This is a genomic window from Streptococcus parasanguinis (assembly GCF_016648925.1).
Taxonomy (GTDB): Bacteria; Bacillota; Bacilli; order Lactobacillales; family Streptococcaceae; genus Streptococcus.
This window is the reverse complement of record NZ_JACLQX010000003.1, coordinates 57,925-79,307: the sequence shown is the minus strand read 5'-3', so window position 1 is coordinate 79,307 and position 21,383 is coordinate 57,925. Positions and strand designations below refer to the sequence as shown.

Sequence of the window (21,383 nt, the reverse complement as noted above, 5' to 3'; positions counted from 1 at the left end):
ATAATTTAGGCAACTTCAAATCGATTAAAAAAAACTATTTTAAAGGTTAAGAGTAGACAAAAATTGTCCACTCTTTTTTGCAAACTCAATTTATCAATAAATGAAATGAGGGAATGTAAAATGAAATATTTTGAGGTTGAGTTAGAAAATCCTGATGAATTTTTAAAACTACAAACAGAAGATTTTGTGAAAGCTAATCGCTTGCTACTAAGGAAGATAATCCAGAGCGTTACAGTCTATGAAGAAAACTTCGTCATATCCTTTAAATCTGGCATCGAATTGGAAGTATGAGTCTCATTCCATAACTTTTATATTGAACATATCATCTTGTTGTGTTATACTATAAATTGATATAAACAAAGATGTAGGAGGAACCGAAACTATGACAGCCTCAATGCGTTTAAGATAAGCTGGCAATAAAAAAAGCAGAATCTATACCCGATGATAGGCTTTTTTGTTGTGCTTATTTATACGATATTGAGCATTCATTAGTTACGGTGAGGATATTGGTTATTTAACTATACCTTTATTTAACTATGTCTTTAATATGAATGTTTCCAAATTGTATGTATGCAGACCAAAAGCCACATTGTGGGGTTTGGCCTGCATTTTTTATTGCCTAGAATGCTATTCAAAATAGAAATTCAAGCAAAATAATATGCAGGAGATAATATAAATGGAAAAATACAACAATTGGAAACGAAAATTTTATGCAATATGGGCAGGGCAAGCAGTATCATTAATCACTAGTGCCATCCTGCAAATGGCGATTATTTTTTACCTTACAGAAAAAACAGGATCTGCGATGGTCTTGTCTATGGCTTCATTAGTAGGTTTTTTACCCTATGCGATTTTGGGACCTGCCATTGGTGTGCTAGTGGATCGTCATGATAGGAAGAAGATAATGATTGGTGCCGATTTAATTATCGCAGCAGCTGGTGCAGTGCTTGCTATTGTTGCATTCTGTATGGAGCTACCTGTCTGGATGATTATGATAGTATTGTTTATCCGTAGCATTGGAACAGCTTTTCATACCCCAGCACTCAATGCGGTTACACCACTTTTAGTACCAGAAGAACAGCTAACGAAATGCGCAGGCTATAGTCAGTCTTTGCAGTCTATAAGCTATATTGTTAGTCCGGCAGTTGCAGCACTCTTATACTCCGTTTGGGATTTAAATGCTATTATTGCCATCGACGTATTGGGTGCTGTGATTGCATCTATTACGGTAGCAATTGTACGTATACCTAAGCTGGGTAATCAAGTGCAAAGTTTAGAACCAAATTTCATAAGGGAGATGAAAGAAGGAGTTGTGGTTCTGAGACAAAACAAAGGATTGTTTGCCTTATTACTCTTAGGAACACTATATACTTTTGTTTATATGCCAATCAATGCACTATTTCCTTTAATAAGCATGGAACACTTTAATGGAACGCCTGTGCATATTTCTATTACGGAAATTTCCTTTGCATTTGGGATGCTAGCAGGAGGCTTATTATTAGGAAGATTAGGGGGCTTCGAAAAGCATGTATTACTAATAACAAGTTCATTTTTTATAATGGGGACCAGTTTAGCCGTTTCGGGAATACTTCCTCCAAATGGATTTGTAATATTCGTAGTTTGCTGTGCAATAATGGGGCTTTCGGTGCCATTTTATAGCGGTGTGCAAACAGCTCTTTTTCAGGAGAAAATTAAGCCTGAATATTTAGGACGTGTATTTTCTTTGATCGGAAGTATCATGTCACTTGCTATGCCAATTGGGTTAATTCTTTCTGGATTCTTTGCTGATAAAATCGGTGTAAATCATTGGTTTTTACTATCAGGTATTTTAATTATTGGCATTGCTATAGTTTGCCAAATGATAACTGAGGTTAGAAAATTAGATTTAAAATAAACAATATTGGAGGAATATTTATGTATCTTATTTTCATGTAACTCTTCCTGCTAAAATCGCAGGGTTTTCCCTGCATACAAGCAAATGAAAGCATGCGATTATAGACAGGAGGAAATGTTATGGAATTAATATTAAAAGCAAAAGACATTCGTGTGGAATTCAAAGGACGCGATGTTTTAGATATAAATGAATTAGAAGTATATGATTATGACCGTATTGGTTTAGTAGGAGCAAATGGTGCTGGAAAAAGCACTTTACTCAGGGTACTTTTAGGAGAATTAACTCCCCCAGGATGTAAAATGAATCGTCTGGGTGAACTTGCCTATATTCCCCAGTTGGACGAAGTAACTCTGCAGGAGGAAAAAGATTTTGCACTTGTAGGCAAGCTAGGTGTTGAGCAATTAAATATACAGACTATGAGCGGTGGTGAAGAAACAAGGCTTAAAATAGCACAGGCCTTATCGGCACAGGTTCATGGTATTTTAGCGGATGAACCTACGAGCCATTTAGACCGTGAAGGAATTGATTTTCTAATAGGACAGCTAAAATATTTTACAGGTGCACTGTTAGTTATTAGCCATGACCGCTATTTTCTTGATGAAATAGTAGATAAAATATGGGAACTGAAAGATGGCAAAATCACTGAGTATTGGGGAAACTATTCTGATTATCTTCGTCAGAAAGAGGAAGAACGTAAGAGCCAAGCTGCAGAATACGAACAATTTATTGCGGAACGTGCCCGATTGGAAAGGGCTGCGGAGGAAAAGCGAAAACAGGCTCGTAAAATAGAACAGAAGGCAAAAGGTTCTTCAAAGAAAAAAAGTACTGAAGACGGAGGGCGTTTAGCTCATCAAAAATCAATAGGAAGTAAGGAAAAAAAGATGTATAATGCTGCTAAAACCCTAGAGCACAGGATTGCGGCCTTAGGAAAAGTAGAAGCTCCGGAAGGCATTCGCAGAATTCGTTTCAGGCAAAGTAAAGCATTGGAGCTCCATAATCCATACCCTATAGTCGGTGCAGAAATTAATAAAGTATTTGGGGATAAGGCTCTGTTTGAAAATGCATCTTTTCAAATTCCGTTAGGAGCAAAAGTGGCGTTAACTGGTGGTAATGGAATCGGAAAAACAACTTTAATCCAAATGATCTTAAACCATGAAGAAGGAATTTCTATTTCGCCTAAGGCAAAAATAGGTTACTTTGCACAGAATGGTTACAAGTACAACAGTAATCAGAATGTTATGGAGTTTATGCAGAAGGATTGTGACTACAATATATCAGAAATTCGTTCAGTGCTAGCATCTATGGGGTTCAAACAGAACGATATTGGAAAAAGTTTATCTGTTTTAAGCGGTGGAGAAATTATAAAATTGTTGCTTGCTAAAATGCTCATGGGTAGATATAACATCCTAATAATGGATGAACCCAGTAACTTCCTTGACATACCAAGTTTAGAGGCTTTGGAAATACTAATGAAGGAGTACACCGGAACTATCGTGTTTATCACCCACGATAAACGATTACTCGAAAATGTAGCAGATGTAGTTTATGAAATTAGAGATAAGAAAATAAATCTGAAACATTAAATTTAAGGTAGTCGCTGGTCAGTATAGTCTGTTCTGGTTGGCGACTCCATTGTTAAAGAGTATAAAGACTTTAGATTTTATGAATATTAAAAATAGGAACAGTCAATTGAACTGCTCCTATTTTTCTGCTAAATATATTGTAGTTTTCTTATATGTATAATGATAGATTAGCGGATTCTCATCTACGGTACTTACTTCAAATATGAAGAAGTGATCGCGGTTATCTCTGGACTTTTCCTTATTGAGGACAAAGTAATTCTTACGTGAAGTCGCCATTGTTTTTAGGATATCATCAGTTAGGAAGGTCAATGGAATATTCATGTTAGAGTAGCGGTAGAAGTCACGTTCAAAATCTTGGTAGCTCTCGCTATAATAGTCCATTTGTAGGTGATTACGCTGAAACTCAAGCTGATTCATAGAGCACCTCCTCGACAAGTTCAATACTAATAATGTCTTTTAATTTCAAATTGATGTGACCTGTTGTAGTTTTTATCAAAATGAAATCTTTGGTCAGACTTGGTATTGTTCCAGTGTAGGAAACACGCTTGTTTTTTTCAATCACTTGAATGCGTGTGCGTAGCTGCCCGGCGTATACTTGACTGAGGAGTAATAATTTCTTCTCTAGTGATAAGTCAGACATGTACGTTACTTTGTTTGTATCATCAGAGAGTGCTGATGCATGTTCAGATAGGAAAAAGCCCATCCATTTTTGCATCTTTGTATCCTGGTACTCTCTTGCTGATTGAAATGGTAAATATGAACGGTCAATCATATCAAATCCTTTCTATGCAGAGGCAAGGGTATTTTTATCAAATTGAATCGTAAAACCTTGAATTCCCCCACCTGTGTAACATTCTTTAAAGCGATTGATTACCTCAGTATAGATTATCACAGATGAGCTTGTTGGCTTAATGCTAAATGTAAATTCCAATGGTAATCGGTTTTCAGATTTAGCATGTACTAGTCGTATCGATATTTCAGTTGTTTTGAGTTTTCTCTGACGAAGTTTTGAAGTTGCTGTTTCAACGATTCCATGTAAAAATCTTTCAAGCATTTCAATATCATTACATCCTTTGCTACGGATTTCTGAAAATTGTACTGTATTTTTTTCTTGTTTCATTTTAATCCCTCCAATCCACCCGCGGAATGACCACCGATAAGTTTACTGCGTTCAATATTTCTGGAACCTTCAGTTAGGACGGTTCCTTTTTGTATGGCTAAAAAACCAAACTGTTCTCTGACAACATCAATAGCTGTCTGAAGTCTATTATCTTTTTCAATTTGTTCTACATCATCAAAGAGTGATAGTAGAGTATAGCTTTCATCTACGAAGCCACTATAAGATACACCAATTTGTCTCACTGCACCAGAGGTGTATTTTTTCGGAATAATACAAGTACATGACTCACCATTGTTTTGGGGAGATTTGCGGGTTCAATTTTATTCTGAGCATTTATAGATTTTTTCATCTCAGTCCTAGAATAGCCAATATGAATAGAAACGACAGTAGTCAATACTAGGGCTACTGTTCCGTTCCACAGTATCATTTAAAAATCATTTTCACACCCTTTCGTCTATTAGTATAGAAGAAAGCTCTCAGCACATGAGGAGAAATCATGAGGGATATTCTCAGTTGAATAAGTAAGAGTATAATCTACATCTCCAAAGTAGGAGTGGACAGTTCCAGCAGAAAGACCTTCATAGGTTTTATAACTGAATAGATCGACTACTTTGTTGTCGAATTTTTCCTGTTCTTCAAGTAATCCTGAGGAATAGACGACAACTTTAAAATCAAATAAGCTAAAAACGCTCTAAAATCATTAAATTGATATAAAAATGTTTTTTATTGTCAAAATATACAATTAAAAAAATTTCCAGTTTTTTTAAAATCACTATCTCAGATGACAATTTAATCAAAATATGATATAATACAGAAAAAGTAAAAATAACAAAAGTAACTTACAAAAGTAAAAGAAAAAAAGTAAATAGATAGCCACGGCGGATATTCCTTTCATTGTTTAGAAGGAGTTGCTGTGGTTATCGTTGTTGCTGAGCTAATTAATTGCTCTTATTACTTAGATGAAGTTACTTTTGTTATTGAATTAATTCAAATAATAATAACGATCAATGAAAGTACTCATCGATATTCCCTTTATGCAGTTTAGAGCACAAAGGAAAATGGTACTGATTTGATCGTTTTTTTGTGTATTGACATCCTAAAACCCAGTCAGAACCTTCAGTCATATTAAACAAGGAGATAACATGAGATTTGTTGTATATAAACATTCACTAGTTTTAGGTGATAACAACATCGTGACAAAGCAATTTATCGTTCTGAAGCACGATGACGGCAACTTACAATTTACTGATTTTCATCGTTATGTTAAATCTACTTCAAGAATCAAGTCTATTTCAGATGATGGGAATAAACGCTTTTCTTACGTTGTTAAGTTTCTAAATTTTATATTTGGTACTTCTGGACTTAAAAGTATAGATCAACTTACACTTGAAATGGTTAGAGAATTTTTTACGCTTTATGGATTATCTCAGTTACCAGGAGATAGAGAAAAAAGAAAGAAAAGCACCGTTGAAAAATGCGTAAATGCAGTTCTTGACTTCTTAACTCTTTATTTAAGTGAGCGAGAGGGAAAGGCTAAGTTAAAAGCAGAAGAATTGTATTCTACGACAACTTTTACGAATAGTAGAGGACGGGTTATAAAGCGTAAAGAACCAAATTTTGAAATATACGTAAATGATAGCAACACTGAGAAAGCTATTTTTCGTGATATGCCAAATAGTGCTTTTGAGATGTTATTTTCTCACATAGCACACTATCATAAAGATCTACTCATGGTTGTGGCCTTGGGAGCCTTTGTTGGCTTAAGACCATCAGAAGCATGCAATGTAAGACGTGAAGATAGTCCTCTAGGGCCAGGTATTTTGTTTCACCAAAGTGATGGGCAAGTATTTAAGATTGAGATCGATCTACGAAAAGAAATACCTCTCCGAAGCGATTTAAAGCCAACTGGACGGATTAAAAAGGAAAGACTTCAAGCAGTACCTTATATCTTTCTGGAGGTCTTTTTAGACACTTATAATGACTATATGACTTATCTGGAAGGTAAGAAGTATGAGAAGGATTATGGACCTTTAAATCTTAACAGACGAGGAAAAGCATTATCATACGATGTATACTATCAACGATTTCGTAAGATTATTCGCGACGAAATGATCCCAATCTTCTTAAAATCTGATGATGCAGAGGTTGTCTTTTTTGGGCAGCTTTTGCAGGAGCATAATATTTCCCCACATATTTTCAGACACTGGTACACGACACAGTTAGTATTATCTGGGGTTTCTGAAATAAGTGAGCTTATGTCAGCAAGAGGTGATAAATCGCCTGAGAGTGCTTGGGTTTATCTACAAAACAAAGGAGAAATCGCAAAACAATATGGTCAAGTTAATAATGGTGTTTTTGACTATATGAATTGGCGAGCAAATGAACTTTTTGGTGATAAGTTAGAAAGGTAATGTATGACTTATTCAATTAAATCTTTGATCGAAAATCTGTTAAGTGAACTCGGAAAAAACGATATACAGTATAAAGGCAAAATTAGTAAGTTTTTAGTTGATAACAATTGGTTTAATATTGAGATTGATTTGGATAACTATTCTATCTCAGATAAAGATGCTCAATTATTAATAGAAAAAATAACCAATTATCTTCTTGGACCAACTGGTTTAGCAGGAATTCAGCCTATATTTAAACAAAAATTCCCATTAACTTACAAATATTTTCAGCAATACTCAGAAGATAGCAACTTATCTAAGGAAAACATGTTTTATGTTCAAGATTTTCTTGCTTTTTATCTTAAAAGAGATTTATTTCTCTGTAATGATAATGAGATTGAATTGTTGGTTGAAGAAGCAGTATATGCACTTGAAAAGCAAAAAGGCGAAGTTTTTATTGATTTTTTAAAGTGGTTAATGAATAAAATGAGATGTAACTATCACAAAAGATATGAATTTACACCTCGATACACATTAGAACAGGAGACTAACGCTTATGAGTTAGACGAATATTTAGAATTACTGTATTTTCTTTTTAATGACAATTACATTAGAAAAGAAGATATGCTTTATAAAGCAGCAATCTCAAAAGACTACGCAGATACCTGGCTATTTCTAGCACTTCATTTTATATGTGCGCTACGTGGAACAGATTTAGAACAACTTGGACATCCACAACTTCCTAGAACACCGAAAGAAGTTCTAAAATCAGTTAGAAGTGGTAATTGGAGTAGCAGTGAGGCAAGAAGAACTCTTTTAAGTATTACAACTCGTTTAACTTATTTAAATATTACTCCAAACAAAACAAAGCGAACTAAAAATATTAGTCAGATTAAATTTCAGGTCCCTGAGAGTTGTCAGGTATTGATTGGAACGTTGTTGGCTATCTGTGAAGCTCATTATCAGTTGAATAAAGATAATAATGATGAACCTTTAATTCGACAAATAAAAGAATATAAACGAATTAATCGATATATGGGGAAAGAAATTGGAGACTTATTTCTTGAAAGGAATTTTAGTTCTAGATCTGCAAATAAATCCTATCTTCAAACTGTTGCCATGTTAGCAGATGATGTTTTGCAAGAAAAATCTGAGTTAAATATTAAAGGCTATTTTTTAGCCGCATTAGCCCGTAGCCATAAAGGTTCATTCGATGAATTTGCACAAACTACAACAACGTACCTAAAAGATGCCCAACTAAGCCAGCTTAAACCAGAAATGGTTGCGAGAGAACTATTTGAACGAGGTGTTTTATCTATGATTTCATCAATGATCCTGACGATTGTAACTAGAGGAAAGTATAAAGAATTAAGTCCTAGTCAACAGACTCAGATGATTAAACAGTTAGATTTGACACCAAATGAGATTGAAAAAACATTGGCTTTAAGCATTCAGGCAGAAGTGAAATCGCAAAAGGCATTAAAGATTTTGGTAGAAGAAGAAGCAGAGCCTAATCAACTTCTTACTATTTGTCATCGTATAGGAAACGGTGAAGCCTTCTCAAAACAAGGTGAAAGCATGTGTCTTTTATCTGCGCTTGGAAAGATTTGTCCATATGACGATAGGCAACATTGCATCGGTTGTCATTATGAATTACAAACGAAATCTACTTTATTGTTATTAGTAGGAGAATTCAATCGTTTGAACAAACAATACTCTAGAGTTCGAACTGATTTAGAAAAAGGTAAAATTCGGAGTATTTTAGAAGAACAAATAAAACCTTGTTTAACTGAAATGTTGCAAGCTTTATGCGAGCAATATGGAGATGACGTGTTACATGATTACGAAGAAATAATAAAGGAGTTAATAAATTGAACAATCAAGCTAAACTTTTTAAAATTGAAAATTATTTTGAAACTTTTGACCGTGATTGTGTTCTGCGAGCAAAAGAAGTTTTCGATGACTATTTTGATAAAGGAATTATTCTAAGTTACGATTTTGATCATAAGAAATGGGAAACTACAAATGAATATGCCAATATTAGCCTGTTTTTTAACATTTCTGAATTTCAATATAGGAGATTTTATCAATCATTTTTTCAGTTGTCTTATAAGGAATTTATCAATTACTTAAAAAGTTTTATTGTTTTCTCAATGAAACAACATGTTTTAAAAACTTTACAGCTATTTCTAATGGATATTAAACAAATTATTAAAAATACAACCAAAGATACGTTTTTAGATTTAGAAAATATTTCTGTAAAATTTCCTGGTTTATGTATTGACTTTTTCTCAAATCTTCCCTGTTCAGATGATAGTCAACTAAATCAACTATTGGAGCAATTAGATAATAAATTAACTATCAACCTTCAAAAAAAGCAGAGGTCAAAACAGCAAAGACAATTAGCGCAATTTCAATCCTATTTTACTTTTAATGACATTTTAAATGATTATTGGTCTCAAACATTATCTAAGAAAGAACGTCTATTTTATTATCCATTGTATCTCTGGTGGCAGATTACAGCAATTTTACCTTTAAGGCCAAGAGAATTTCTTTTAATACAAAGAAACTGTTTAACCGAGAAAGATGGAAAATATTTTCTTACATTAAGGAGAAATATAATCAAAGGAAGGGATCGACTTGTTGCACATAAAATTTCTGAAGATTATACTTTGAATACTTATGAAATTACTAATTCATTAGCTTCTGAAATAAAGACTTACCTCAAACTTACGGAAAATAATAATTCTACTAAATTAGATACATTATTTGTGACTGATCCTCATTATAACCGTTGGGGTCGTCGAACAGGTGTTAATAACCGATTTTTAACTTACACTAATCTCAATACTATTTTGAGGTATTTTTTTAATGAGATTATTTCTCAAAAATACGGTTATCAAGTTAATTATTTTAGTTTTCCAGCTAGATTAGATGAAAACGAGATTAATTTGATTCATATTGGGGATACGAGACACATTGCAATGATCAATTTAATTGCAGAAGGGGCTAGTCCTGTTACAGCTATGCTTTTAGCTGGTCATGAAGATGTGACAACTTCATCTCACTATTTTTCAAATTTAAGCCAATTTATTGAATGTCGTAGTTATCAAATGTATCGTAAACTAACGAGTAAGAATACGAATTACACCATAAGTAAGAGACAGCCATTTTATACAGCACAAGGACAATACATCACTTTAGAAAATAAAGGACGGTGTTACTCACCCCGCTTTGCGAAAGGTGATTATTCAGATTGTCTGAAAGTTATTAGTGAGCATGCAGAACTAGGTGCTTGTACGAGCTGCCCTTTTTACCGTAAAGCAGGTAAAGATTATTTTTCAATGGATAAAACATTTAAAAAGTCAGTTGATGAAAAAGCTATGGTTGTAGATGAAGCGATTAGAAAAGTTAGGCAAGGGAAAGGTCATATTGAAGATATTGGAGAAGCTTTGTTGAAATTAAAAACAGTTAGCAATACCTATCAAGATTACTTAAATGCTAAACAACTATCTTTAGAGGAGAATAAGTCTAATGGCTAGAAAGAAATCAATTTCTGATGATGAATTGATTCATTTGTTTGAACAGTATTTAATTTCCCAGTGTTCCTGTGATTTAAGCTTGGTAAAAATCCCTCGGTTTGGTGACTATGTTAGGAATAATGGCTATCAAAATGTTGCGGATACAACCATTAGACGTAATAAAAGATTCAGGGATTTTTTAAAAGAAAGTGAAATTAAATACCAAGATGAAAATTATGAAGCTGTAATTACTTATAAGACCATAGATCCTGACAATTTTATGGCAAAAAATCGTGCTCCAGGTGCTATGAAAAGAGCATTGGTGGAAATTAGCCAATACTACAAGAAAATAGCAAACATTGCGGCCAGCTATAAACAAGAAGCAGATAAGTTACGTAGTTTAAATTCTGAACTACAGTCAACTAATGAAGATTTAAAACAGAAGCTACAAAGAGAAAATGAGTTAAGTGATGAGAATCAAAAACTATTACAAATAATCAAAACAAGTGTCTATCCAGAAATTGCGAATGAGCTTTTAAAAGAAGAAGGATTGTTAAAATATTCTCAAAAGGTTATCAGTGAGGATTTCCTAGCAGACAATATCATCACCGCTGATTCAGAAATAGATTTTCATTCTGGTGGTCTTATTGAACAAGAAAATCCTCAAAAATCAACTAAAGTGGTTTCTATTAAAAACTTACTAGACAGCAAAACTAATTATAAATGAGGAAAGAAATGAACAAGAAAGTTAAAGATAATCCAGCTATTTACATGTACTGGGATCAAAAACGAAATGTTCTTGACCCCAAAAAATTATCGTCAAATAGTTTAAAATATGCCTATTGGTCTTGCCCTTATTGTCAACACCATTGGGAAGCGAAAATCATTGATGTGCAGCTTGACAGTTATGAATATCTTAGGTGTTGCCCCCATTGTGGATTAGGTGAACGTTCCATTGATGAAAATGAGAGCGTCCTTCAGGTTTATCCCGATTTCAGAAATTATATAAACTACAGCATTGAGCGAGATGAAGAATTAGATGAGAAACTTCTTACCTTGCCGTTCAATAGTAAAAGAAAATTCAATTTTAAATGTCCGACGTGTCAATTAAGTTGGAAAGATTCTGCGACAAATAAGAGGTTATTTCAACTAACAAGTGGGGATTTATTTCATTTTGGCTGCAATGAAACTTCCTATCATTGCGATTACAAATCAATTTATCCAAATTTAGCTAAAATCTATAGCGAACATTTAAACAAATTTAAATTTAACGAACTGAAGCTGAGTTACAATATAACAGTACCTATCCATTGGGAATGTGATAAGTGTCATTGCAAATTTGAATTATCTATTGATAGATTATTGAACCGAATTAAAAGAAGTGGTCATTACTGTTTGGAGTGTCATTCTTCATTTGAAGAGTTATTGGATAAAGATTTTGATGTTTCTCCTCTATCTTTTTTAAATTCTTCCATGCTCAAGGAGTGGTCTAAAAGGAACAATAATACACCTAATCAAGTTGATGTATTATCTAATGTTCATGTGTTATGGGAATGTACGAATTGTCACGGAGAGTATTCATGCTCACTATTTGAAAAAACAGATAGGTCTTGTCCATTTTGTTCAAATAGAGAAAAACTTCAGGATTTTAATACACTAAATGAAACACATCCCTATTTGAGGGAATTTTGGGACCTCAGTAATGAAAGGGATTTTTCCGAATATTGGTTTAAGTCAAATAATGTAGTTAGTTGGGTTTGTCCTTGTTGTAAAATCAACTTTCAATGTAGCCCAGCCGAAATGATCAGTCGAACCGATTTAGAAAATCAAAACTTTCAAACATGTCCCAATCAATGTGACTGGAGGACTGAGGTATTTAAAAATAATATTTTCCTTAAAGAACCAAAACTCATCAAAGAATGGAGCGATAAAAATAAAATTCCTATTCATTTATCTCAGACAACAATAGAAACGAAAAAATATTGGTGGGATTGTTCAAAGTGTCATGGGACATATTTATGTTCTATCCCAATTCGAAGAGAAGTTTCTCAGTGTTGTCCTTTCTGTAACAACGATAAGCCTCTGAATGGGTATAATACATTTGATTATTTGTACCCTGAACTAGCAAAATTGTGGGCACCAAATAATAAAGTCTCAATAGATAGTTTTGTTCCATTATTAACTGAAAAAAGGTTTTATTTATGGCGCTGCAAAGAATGTAACTTCGAATTTCATGAGCGCTTCAGCATTATATTAAATAAGTATTTAAATTCCGAGACAAAAGATCTTAAAGAAATGTGTCCATTTTGTGCAGAATTAAAAGAAAGACAAGATAATATCTCATTTGAAGATTTGATGAACGAGTGGGACTATCTTAACAATCTTATTCTAGGGGATCCAGAAAGAATCCCAAATAATACGCAATTAAGATTTTGGTGGATTTGTAAGAATAATCCAGAGCATCGTTATAGAATGGCTATTGTAGATAAGATTGCAAATGTAAAACGATCTATCGAGCCATGCATATTTTGTAAAGGGCGTAGACGAAAAAGAGAACATTTTGTTCCTTATAGGAAAATTTAAAAAACAGGTTCAAATTTGAACTTGTTTTTTATCATAGATTTTTATAAAGTACATTATTTTAAAAGATTGTATTTTTAGTTTTCAAGTAGATAGTGTACAGAATTTTAGTATGCGAAAGATTTAGTTTTCACGGGAATAAAGTACATTATTTCGAGAAAAATTTTTTCCAGTTAAATTAGATAAACCCTATGACATCTTTCCGAAAAACTATAATTTTCTTGAAAAATATATCTGGCTATGCTATACTACTAGTATAGAAAGATTTGGAGAAAAACATGAAACGCGAGATCTTATTAGAACGTATCGATAAACTCAAACAAGTCATGCCTTGGTACGTCTTAGAATATTACCAATCAAAACTGGCCGTTCCATATAGTTTTACGACCTTATACGAATACTTAAAGGAATACGATCGATTTTTCACCTGGGTCTTAGAATCTGGTATATCAGATGCTGACACCATGGCTAATATCCCTTTAGAGGTTCTGGAGCACATGACCAAAAAAGACATTGAATCCTTTATCCTTTACTTGCGTGAACGTCCTCTGCTCAATGCCAATACGACGAAAAACGGGGTTTCTCAAACAACCATTAACCGTACCCTTTCTGCACTTTCTAGTCTGTATAAGTATTTGACTGAGGAAGTTGAAAACGAGCAAGGGGAACCTTATTTCTACCGTAATGTCATGAAGAAGGTTGCTACCAAGAAAAAGAAAGAAACTTTGGCGGCCCGAGCTGAAAATATCAAACAAAAGCTCTTTTTAGGTGATGAGACAGAAGGTTTCCTGAACTATATCGACCAGGAGTACCCTCAAACACTCTCCAATCGTGCCTTATCCTCCTTTAATAAGAATAAAGAACGAGATTTAGCCATTATCGCACTCCTTCTTGCCTCTGGTGTCCGTCTTTCTGAGGCAGTTAACCTAGATCTTCGAGATCTTAACCTTAAAATGATGGTGATTGATGTTACTCGAAAAGGTGGAAAAAGAGACTCAGTCAATGTGGCTGCCTTTGCTAAACCCTATTTAGAGCAATATCTTGCTATTCGAGACAAACGTTATAAGACAGAAAAGACTGATACAGCTCTCTTTCTAACTATGTATAGAGGTGTTCCAAATCGTATCGATGCTTCTAGTGTTGAAAAAATGGTCGCCAAGTATTCAGAAGACTTTAAAGTCCGCGTAACTCCCCATAAACTGCGCCATACTCTTGCAACCCGTCTCTATGATGCAACCAAATCCCAAATTTTGGTCAGCCACCAGCTAGGACATGCTAGCACACAAGTTACCGACTTGTATACGCATATCGTTAATGACGAACAGAAAAATGCCTTGGATAGTTTATAAAATACATAACATAAATTATGTAATATTTAGCGTTAATAAAAGAGCGTAGATTTTTATATGGAATCTTACGCTCTTTTATTCTTTCTATAAAAATTCGATCCAATAATTACGGTGTGGCTCAATAATGACTGGTTTTCCCCAGAATGATTTTAGATAAGCCAGGTTTGCAGGGGTGACCGGTCTTTTTTCACCATTGTACTTCTCTGCACTCTCTTCCGTTAGAAAGCATTTAACTGCTTCATATGGTGTACCATCGCTCGCCATTCGATCAATTCCTAAATAAGCAATTTCATCACCGGCTTTTGGAAAATCTGTAAATAGTTTACCAATAAAATAAACCGTCTTATCTTTCATTAATTCATAAGCTTTACTATTTTCCAATCTGTTATTCGCTGCAGCGTACATGATACAAAAGCTATCCACGATATCTTTCAAAGGTATTAATTCTTCTTTGCTAACGATTATTTCCTCAGGAGCAAGACCACCAATGATTAAGTTTTCATAATGAGGTTGCTGGATGACGTTATCTAAAGCCATTCCTAATGGTAGTTGGACAGCTTGATAGCCTAAAGGTTCTAGCTCCTGCTTTTTCTGGTCAAGGTGTTCTTGTGTAATACTGACATTTAAATCATATGGATTTGTAATTTCTTGATTCTTAAAAAATGCTACTACAGTACGATCTAACTGTTCAAATAGACCAAGATTTTCAACTGGAACTTTCATCATCGAATATGATCCCCTTTTTTGTTCAGATTTCCTCTATATTCTACACTCATGGTATTTAAATATCAAGTTTAAGATAAAAGATATCCATTTAACATGGATATCTTTTACTTTATTCCACCACTGCTTCAGCAATTTCTTCTGCAGTGATACCTGCAAAGTAACGACCTAGGTTAATGGTTTGAAGGGCTTTGAGGACGTCTTCACGTTCGTATTTAACGCCACGAAGAACATCTTCTACTGCTGCAACATCTTCGATACCAAAGAAGTCACCGTAAATCTTGATATCTTGAATTTTTGATTCAATGACATTAGCGAAGATTTCCACCTTACCGCTTGGGAATTTAGTGCCACGACGGACATTGTATTCAGGAGACTTTCCATAGTTCCAGTCCCAGGTACCGAACTTGGTTTCCTTGATATGGTTGATCTCTGCCAATTCTTCATCCGAGAAGACATATTCTGTCATCTCAGGATATTCTTTCTTCATGTAGTCCAAAAGCAAGTCACGGAACTCTTCAACCGTGATTTTTTCTGGCAATTCATCGATGATATTGGTCACACGAGCACGAACCGATTTAACCCCTTTAGACTCAAACTTGTCTTTAGACACCTTGAGAGCATTAGCAAGGACAGACAAATCCACGTCAAAGAGAAGGCAACCATGGTGCATAATCCGACCATTGATGTAAGCTTGGGCATTTCCACAGAATTTCTTGCCATCAATCTCTAAGTCGTTACGACCCGTGAATTCAGCCTTAACCCCAAGTTGAGCCAAGGTGTTGATCACAGGAGTTGAGAAGCTCTTGAAGTCAAAGGCCTTATTTTCGTCTTCTTTTGAAATGATGGTGTAGTTGAGGTTGTTCAAATCGTGGTAAACAGCGCCACCACCACTGATCCGACGAACCACTTCAATCCCATGCTCCCGAACATAGTCACGGTTGATTTCTTCAATGGTGTTTTGGTGACGACCGACGATAATGGATGGTTTGTTAATCCAGAGAAGGAAGATTTGATCCTCATCCAAGAGGTGCTTAAAAGCATACTCTTCTAAAGCAATATTAAAAGCAGTATCATTTGAATAATTAATAATGTATTTCATAAGATTCCTTTATATACGATAGAGACTGGTCCAGCATTTGCTGTCCAGCCATTCTATCATTTCAAATATTATTTCTTCTTAGGTGAGTGAACTGCCAAGCCAAGTACATCCGCAAAGGCTTCGTACATCACTTCTGAGAAGGTTGGGTGCCCATGAATGGTCTTGAGCATTTCTTCTACAGTGATTTCCATCTCAATGATAGTAGAAGCTTCGTTGATCAATTCAGCAGCTGCTGGACCAATGATGTGAACCCCAAGAACTTCACCGTATTTCTTGTCTGCAATGACTTTAACGAATCCTTGAGCCGCATCTGATGCAATGGCACGACCATTAGCCGCAAAGTTAAACTTACCGATTTGAACATCATATTTCTCACGAGCTTGTTCTTCGGTCAAACCAACAGCCGCAACTTCTGGAAGGGTGTAGATAGCTGCAGGTGTCAAATTCAATTTGGCAACAGCATGATTTCCCTTAAGGGCATTTTCAGCGGCAACTTCACCCATACGGAAGGCAGCATGAGCCAACATCTTAGTACCGTTGATATCACCTGGCGCATAGATACCTGGAACAGACGTTTCCATGTATTCATTAACCTTGATCCGTCCACGATCCAATTCAAACTCGACTTCACCGATTCCTTCAAGATCTGGAACACGCCCGATTGAAAGAAGGGCTTTGTTGGCGATGATATCATCTTTTCCTTCAACCTTGATACGGAGTTTGCAATCTTCTTCAATGATTTCTTGCAATTTAGTATCGGTCAAGATGGTCATACCCTTGCGTTCAAGGATCAAGCGGAGGTTCTTAGATACTTCCGCATCCATAGCTGGAACGATGCGGTCCATCATTTCGATGACTGTTACTTTTGAACCAAAAGTCATGAAGGCTTGACCAAGTTCAATACCGACAACCCCACCACCGATGATGACAAGGCTTTCTGGTACTTCGTTCATTTCAAGGATGTCGTCACTCGTCATGACAAGGGATGATTCCATACCTGGAACGTTAATCTTGCTAACTTTTGAACCACCGGCAAGGATGATTTTCTTGGTTTCAAGCAATTCAGAACCGTTGACCAAGACATTGTTATCTTTCGTAATGGTACCGATACCCTTGTGAACATCCACTCCGTAGCTACGAAGAAGTCCTGCAACGCCACCAACCAAGATATTTACGACCTTGTTCTTGGTTTCAAGAACCTTATCCATATCTACTGAGAAACTTGGATTTTCAATGATAATACCACGGTTTGCTGCATGACCAATATTTTCAATGATTTCAGCGTTGTGGAGGTAAGTCTTAGTTGGGATACATCCGCGGTTCAAGCATGTTCCACCAAGTTCAGATTTCTCAACAAGAGCAACTTTACCGCCTAATTGTGCTGCCTTAATAGCAGATACGTAACCAGCAGGGCCCCCACCGATTACTACGATATCATAAGCGTCATCACTCTTATTGTCATCGTTTGAATCACTTACTGCAGCTGGTGCTGGACTCGCTTCTGGTGCTGCTGCTCCAGCTGTAGGGATATTTTCCCCTTCTTCACCAAGATAACCAATCACTTCTGTTACAGGAACAGTTTCTCCGTCCCCTTTCAGGATAGCGATCAAGTAGCCATCTTCTTCCGCTTCCAACTCCATGCTGACTTTGTCTGTCATGATTTCAAGGAGAACTTCTCCTTCTTTTACAAATTCGCCGACTTTTTTATTCCACTGAACGATTTGTCCTTCGGTCATATCTACGCCGGCTTTTGGCATAATTACTTCTAAGGCCATTTTATTTCCCTCTTTTTCTTGTTTCTATTCTCTCTCGTTGATTAGACCAACATTGAAATCGGGTCTTCAATCAAGGCTTTCAAGTCTTTCATGAATTTGGCACCAGCCATTCCATCGACAACGCGGTGGTCAATGGTCAAGCCCAAGCTCATGATTGGACGAATAACAATTTCACCATTCACAACAACTGTTTTTTCAACCGTTGCACTAACGCCAAGGATGGCAGAGTTTGGTTGGTTGATGATTGGTCCAAATGATTGAACGCCAAACATTCCCAAGTTACTGATGGTAAAGGTTGAGTTTTGCAATTCACTTGGAGCAAGCTTACCATCCAAGGTACGTCCGATAACATCCTTGAAGGCTACGACCAACTCTGACAAGGTCATCTTTTCTGCGTTATAGACAACCGGTGTCATCAGTCCATTGTCCATCCCAACTGCCATCGCTAAGTTGACATAGTTATGAGTAATGATGGTTTTGCCATCTTCTGTCAATGACGCATTGATGTATGGGTGTTTCATCAAGGTCTTAACCACTGCTAGAGAAAGCAAATCTGTTACAGTGACTTTCTTGCCAGTGGCTTCCATGATTGGATCCAATACCTTCTTACGAAGGGCCAACATTTGAGACATATCAACGTCATAGTTCAAAGTAAAGGTTGGTGCTGTCAAGTAAGATTCCACCATCCGTTGAGCGATCACCTTCCGCATTGGTGTCATCGGAATCCGCTCGATCTCACCATAAGGTGTCACATTATCTGGAGCTTCCTCCACCTTCTCGATTTCAGCCGGTGACTTAATGGTCTCATTTTCAATATTTTCAGGAAGGAAAGCAAGGACGTCCTTCTTCATGATCTTACCACGATGACCAGTTCCTTGGATTTCTTGCCAAGCAATATTGTGTTCTAAAGCAATTCGTTTTGCAAGTGGTGAAATGCGAACCACATTTGTGTCTTTATATGTTTCCACGTCTTCTTTGTGGACACGACCGTTTGCGCCTGAACCAGAAACATCATAGAGGTTGATCCCAAGATCATCCGCTAATTTTCTAGCCGCAGGAGTCGCTCTTAGCTTATCATCAGCCATGACCTCTCCTATTCTATTATAAGATACTAAGGGCGTCAAAAGTCAAAGTGAAAATAGGAAACTTAACGAAGAAACTTTAGTTTCTAGGTAAGTTTATCTTTTTCACACAGACTTTAGCCCGAGTTCATTTTTAAGATATCAAGGACGCAGAGAACTTTGTACCTAAAAAGATACAAAGTTTCCTCGTCTAATTCATTGGTTGTTACATAATTTATGTTATGTATTATTCTTTGTTATATGTTTTACGAATAGCATCTTTGATGCTTTCAACCGTTGGAATCATTGCATTTTCAAGGTTTTGTGCGTAAGGCATTGGCACATCTTCCCCCGCACAACGGCGGATTGGTGCATCCAAGTAATCAAATGCTTCTGATTCAGAAATGATAGCTGAAATTTCACCGATATAGCCACTTGTTTTATGGGCATCATTGACAAGGACTACTTTTCCTGTCTTCTTGACAGAGTTAATGATGATTTCTTTATCAAGAGGAACCAAGGTCCGTGGGTCTACTACTTCAACTGAGATGCCTTCTTCTGCCAATTCTTCAGCAGCTTGCATAACGCGACGAAGCATTTTCCCGTAGGTTACGACAGTGACGTCAGTTCCTTCACGTTTGATTTCTCCGACACCAAGTGGAATCGTGTAGTCTGGATCAACTGGCACTTCCCCTTTTTGGTTGAATTCTGATTTGTACTCAAGAATAATAACGGGGTTGTTATCACGGATAGATGACTTGAGCAGTCCTTTCATATCCGCTGGCGTACCAGGAGCAACAACTTTCAAACCAGGAATATGAGTAAACCAAGATTCCAAAGATTGGGAGTGTTGGGCTGCAGAACCAACTCCGTTACCAGCAGCACAGCGAATGGTCATCGGCACTTGACCTTTACCACCAAACATGTAGCGAGTTTTAGCAGCTTGGTTGACAATAGCATCCATGGCAATTACTGAGAAATCCATGAAGGTCATATCAACGATTGGGCGAAGTCCGGTCATGGCTGCACCTGCTGCTGCACCTGAAATCGCAGCCTCAGAAATCGGACAGTCACGGACACGTTCTGGACCGAATTCCTCAAGCATTCCTACTGAAGTTCCGAAGTCTCCACCGAAAACTCCGACATCTTCCCCCATCAACAATACATTTTCGTCGCGACGCATTTCCTCAGACATAGCAAGGATAATGGTATCGCGGAAAGACATTAATTTAGTTTCCATAATTCTCTACTCCCCCTTAGTCTGCGTAAATATCTTCGAAAGCTGATTCAAGTGGAGGGAATGGGCTTTCTTCCGCAAATTTCACTGAAGCATCCACTGCTTCTTTTACTTCTTCTTGGATCTGATCCAATTCTTCTGCGCTCGCAATCTCATTTTCAAGGAGATACTTGCGAAGGTTTTCGATTGGATCTTTCTTCTTCCACTCTTCTACTTCTTCACGAGTCCGGTATTTACCAGGGTCAGATGAAGAGTGACCAAGCCAACGATAGGTGACACTTTCAATCAAGACAGGTCCTTTACCAGAGCGGACGTGTTCAACAGCTTTTTGGAATCCTTCATAGACATCGATAACGTTATTTCCATCAGGAATAAACATTCCAGGAATGCCGTAAGCAGCACTACGTTCGTGGATATGCTGGATATTGGTCATTTTCTTGATGTCAGCAGAGATTCCATAACCGTTATTGATACAGTAGAAAATTACTGGAAGATTCCAAATAGAAGCCATATTCACCGCTTCGTGGAAGACACCTTCATTGGTTGCACCATCGCCAAAGAAGCAGACGACAATCTTACCAGTCTTTTTCATTTGTTGAGTAAGGGCAGCACCTACTGCAATTCCCATACCACCACCAACGATCCCGTTGGCACCAAGGTTACCTGCATCCAGGTCGGCGATGTGCATTGATCCACCCTTCCCCTTACAAGTACCGGTATACTTACCAAGGATTTCGGCCATCATGCCATTCAAATCGATTCCTTTAGCAATGGCTTGTCCGTGTCCACGGTGGTTAGATGTCAGCAAATCATCGTCGTTTAAAGCCAACATAGCTCCAACGTTTGCTGCTTCTTCCCCAACAGAAAAGTGCGTCATTCCTGGCACTTTCCCTTTTTTTACTAACTGTGCAATTTTTAAGTCCATGCGACGTATTTCTTCCATTTTACGGAACATTTCCAATAAGAGACTTTTATCTAATGTTGCCATCATTTCGCCTTTCTTAGCATTTATTCATTCTCTTTCATTCTAGCCAAAAATGAAAGCACT

Annotated in this window: 19 protein-coding genes; 9 read left to right on the top strand and 10 right to left on the bottom strand. The window is 36.5% G+C overall.

The genetic code is table 11. The features are described 5' to 3' along the window. The first annotated feature begins 120 nt into the window (after positions 1-120). From H7T97_RS01825 to msr(D), 3 genes are all read left to right on the top strand, one after another. On the top strand, positions 121-291 hold the full coding sequence (locus H7T97_RS01825) for a hypothetical protein (RefSeq protein ID WP_000873143.1): 171 nt from the start codon (positions 121-123) through the stop codon (positions 289-291). Positions 292-676: 385 nt separating this feature from the next. Next, on the top strand, positions 677-1,894 hold the full coding sequence (gene mef(A) / locus H7T97_RS01820) for a macrolide efflux MFS transporter Mef(A) (protein WP_000417519.1): 1,218 nt from the start codon (positions 677-679) through the stop codon (positions 1,892-1,894). A gap of 119 nt (positions 1,895-2,013) precedes the next feature. Then, on the top strand, positions 2,014-3,477 hold the full coding sequence (gene msr(D) / locus H7T97_RS01815) for an ABC-F type ribosomal protection protein Msr(D) (RefSeq protein ID WP_000420313.1): 1,464 nt from the start codon (positions 2,014-2,016) through the stop codon (positions 3,475-3,477). A gap of 117 nt (positions 3,478-3,594) precedes the next feature. Here the strand turns inward: msr(D) and H7T97_RS01810 are convergent, their stop codons facing one another. The 4 genes from H7T97_RS01810 to H7T97_RS01795 are packed head-to-tail and all read right to left on the bottom strand — an operon-like array spanning position 3,595 to position 4,839. Further along, a complete protein-coding gene (locus H7T97_RS01810; protein WP_001072467.1) occupies positions 3,595-3,894 on the bottom strand; it encodes a DUF5960 family protein in 300 nt (99 codons plus the stop codon). Beyond that, positions 3,881-4,249, bottom strand: a complete 369-nt coding sequence (locus tag H7T97_RS01805; protein WP_000567222.1) for a hypothetical protein — start codon at positions 4,247-4,249, stop codon at positions 3,881-3,883. Before H7T97_RS01805 ends, H7T97_RS01810 begins: the two co-directional genes overlap by 14 nt. A gap of 12 nt (positions 4,250-4,261) precedes the next feature. Beyond that, positions 4,262-4,597, bottom strand: coding sequence for a DinB/UmuC family translesion DNA polymerase (locus tag H7T97_RS01800; protein WP_000806926.1), 336 nt, complete (start codon positions 4,595-4,597; stop codon positions 4,262-4,264). Continuing rightward, positions 4,594-4,839, bottom strand: a complete 246-nt coding sequence (locus H7T97_RS01795) for a hypothetical protein (RefSeq protein WP_001813542.1) — start codon at positions 4,837-4,839, stop codon at positions 4,594-4,596. The genes H7T97_RS01800 and H7T97_RS01795 overlap by 4 nt, the downstream gene beginning before the upstream one ends. A gap of 900 nt (positions 4,840-5,739) precedes the next feature. On the opposite strand from H7T97_RS01795, the gene H7T97_RS01790 reads away from it, so the two are divergent. The 6 genes from H7T97_RS01790 (at position 5,740) to xerS (ending at position 14,437) form a co-directional block, all read left to right on the top strand. Next, complete coding sequence (locus H7T97_RS01790) at positions 5,740-7,008, top strand: site-specific integrase (protein WP_006151645.1); 1,269 nt, start codon at positions 5,740-5,742, stop codon at positions 7,006-7,008. 3 nt (positions 7,009-7,011) lie between these two features. Further along, positions 7,012-8,862 (top strand): hypothetical protein, encoded by a 1,851-nt coding sequence (locus tag H7T97_RS01785; protein ID WP_201089162.1) that lies wholly within the window; start codon positions 7,012-7,014, stop codon positions 8,860-8,862. Then, positions 8,859-10,529 carry a hypothetical protein gene (locus H7T97_RS01780; protein ID WP_006151537.1) on the top strand — a complete coding sequence of 557 codons (1,671 nt, stop codon included), beginning with the start codon at positions 8,859-8,861 and terminating at the stop codon, positions 10,527-10,529. The genes H7T97_RS01785 and H7T97_RS01780 overlap by 4 nt, the downstream gene beginning before the upstream one ends. Next, positions 10,522-11,235, top strand: coding sequence for a hypothetical protein (locus H7T97_RS01775; RefSeq protein ID WP_006151858.1), 714 nt, complete (start codon positions 10,522-10,524; stop codon positions 11,233-11,235). Before H7T97_RS01780 ends, H7T97_RS01775 begins: the two co-directional genes overlap by 8 nt. An 8-nt stretch (positions 11,236-11,243) precedes the next feature. Then, the gene (locus H7T97_RS01770) at positions 11,244-13,091 is read left to right on the top strand and encodes a zinc-ribbon domain-containing protein (protein ID WP_006152013.1); all 1,848 of its coding nucleotides are present in this window, start codon (positions 11,244-11,246) and stop codon (positions 13,089-13,091) included. 275 nt (positions 13,092-13,366) lie between these two features. Next, positions 13,367-14,437, top strand: a complete 1,071-nt coding sequence (gene xerS / locus H7T97_RS01765) for a tyrosine recombinase XerS (protein WP_195529629.1) — start codon at positions 13,367-13,369, stop codon at positions 14,435-14,437. Between the two features lie 84 nt (positions 14,438-14,521). Here the strand turns inward: xerS and H7T97_RS01760 are convergent, their stop codons facing one another. The 6 genes from H7T97_RS01760 to H7T97_RS01735 form a co-directional block, all read right to left on the bottom strand. Next, positions 14,522-15,163 (bottom strand): hypothetical protein, encoded by a 642-nt coding sequence (locus H7T97_RS01760; RefSeq protein ID WP_201089160.1) that lies wholly within the window; start codon positions 15,161-15,163, stop codon positions 14,522-14,524. A gap of 109 nt (positions 15,164-15,272) precedes the next feature. Further along, on the bottom strand, positions 15,273-16,262 hold the full coding sequence (locus H7T97_RS01755) for a lipoate--protein ligase (protein WP_049483565.1): 990 nt from the start codon (positions 16,260-16,262) through the stop codon (positions 15,273-15,275). A 68-nt stretch (positions 16,263-16,330) separates the two neighbouring features. Next, positions 16,331-18,037 carry a dihydrolipoyl dehydrogenase gene (gene lpdA, locus H7T97_RS01750; RefSeq protein ID WP_201089158.1) on the bottom strand — a complete coding sequence of 569 codons (1,707 nt, stop codon included), beginning with the start codon at positions 18,035-18,037 and terminating at the stop codon, positions 16,331-16,333. A gap of 41 nt (positions 18,038-18,078) precedes the next feature. Next, positions 18,079-19,122 carry a dihydrolipoamide acetyltransferase gene (locus H7T97_RS01745; protein WP_049483563.1) on the bottom strand — a complete coding sequence of 348 codons (1,044 nt, stop codon included), beginning with the start codon at positions 19,120-19,122 and terminating at the stop codon, positions 18,079-18,081. A gap of 223 nt (positions 19,123-19,345) precedes the next feature. Then, a complete protein-coding gene (locus tag H7T97_RS01740) occupies positions 19,346-20,338 on the bottom strand; it encodes an alpha-ketoacid dehydrogenase subunit beta (protein ID WP_003011072.1) in 993 nt (330 codons plus the stop codon). A gap of 16 nt (positions 20,339-20,354) precedes the next feature. After that, positions 20,355-21,323 (bottom strand): thiamine pyrophosphate-dependent dehydrogenase E1 component subunit alpha, encoded by a 969-nt coding sequence (locus H7T97_RS01735; RefSeq protein ID WP_201089199.1) that lies wholly within the window; start codon positions 21,321-21,323, stop codon positions 20,355-20,357. Between the last annotated feature and the right edge of the window lie 60 nt (positions 21,324-21,383).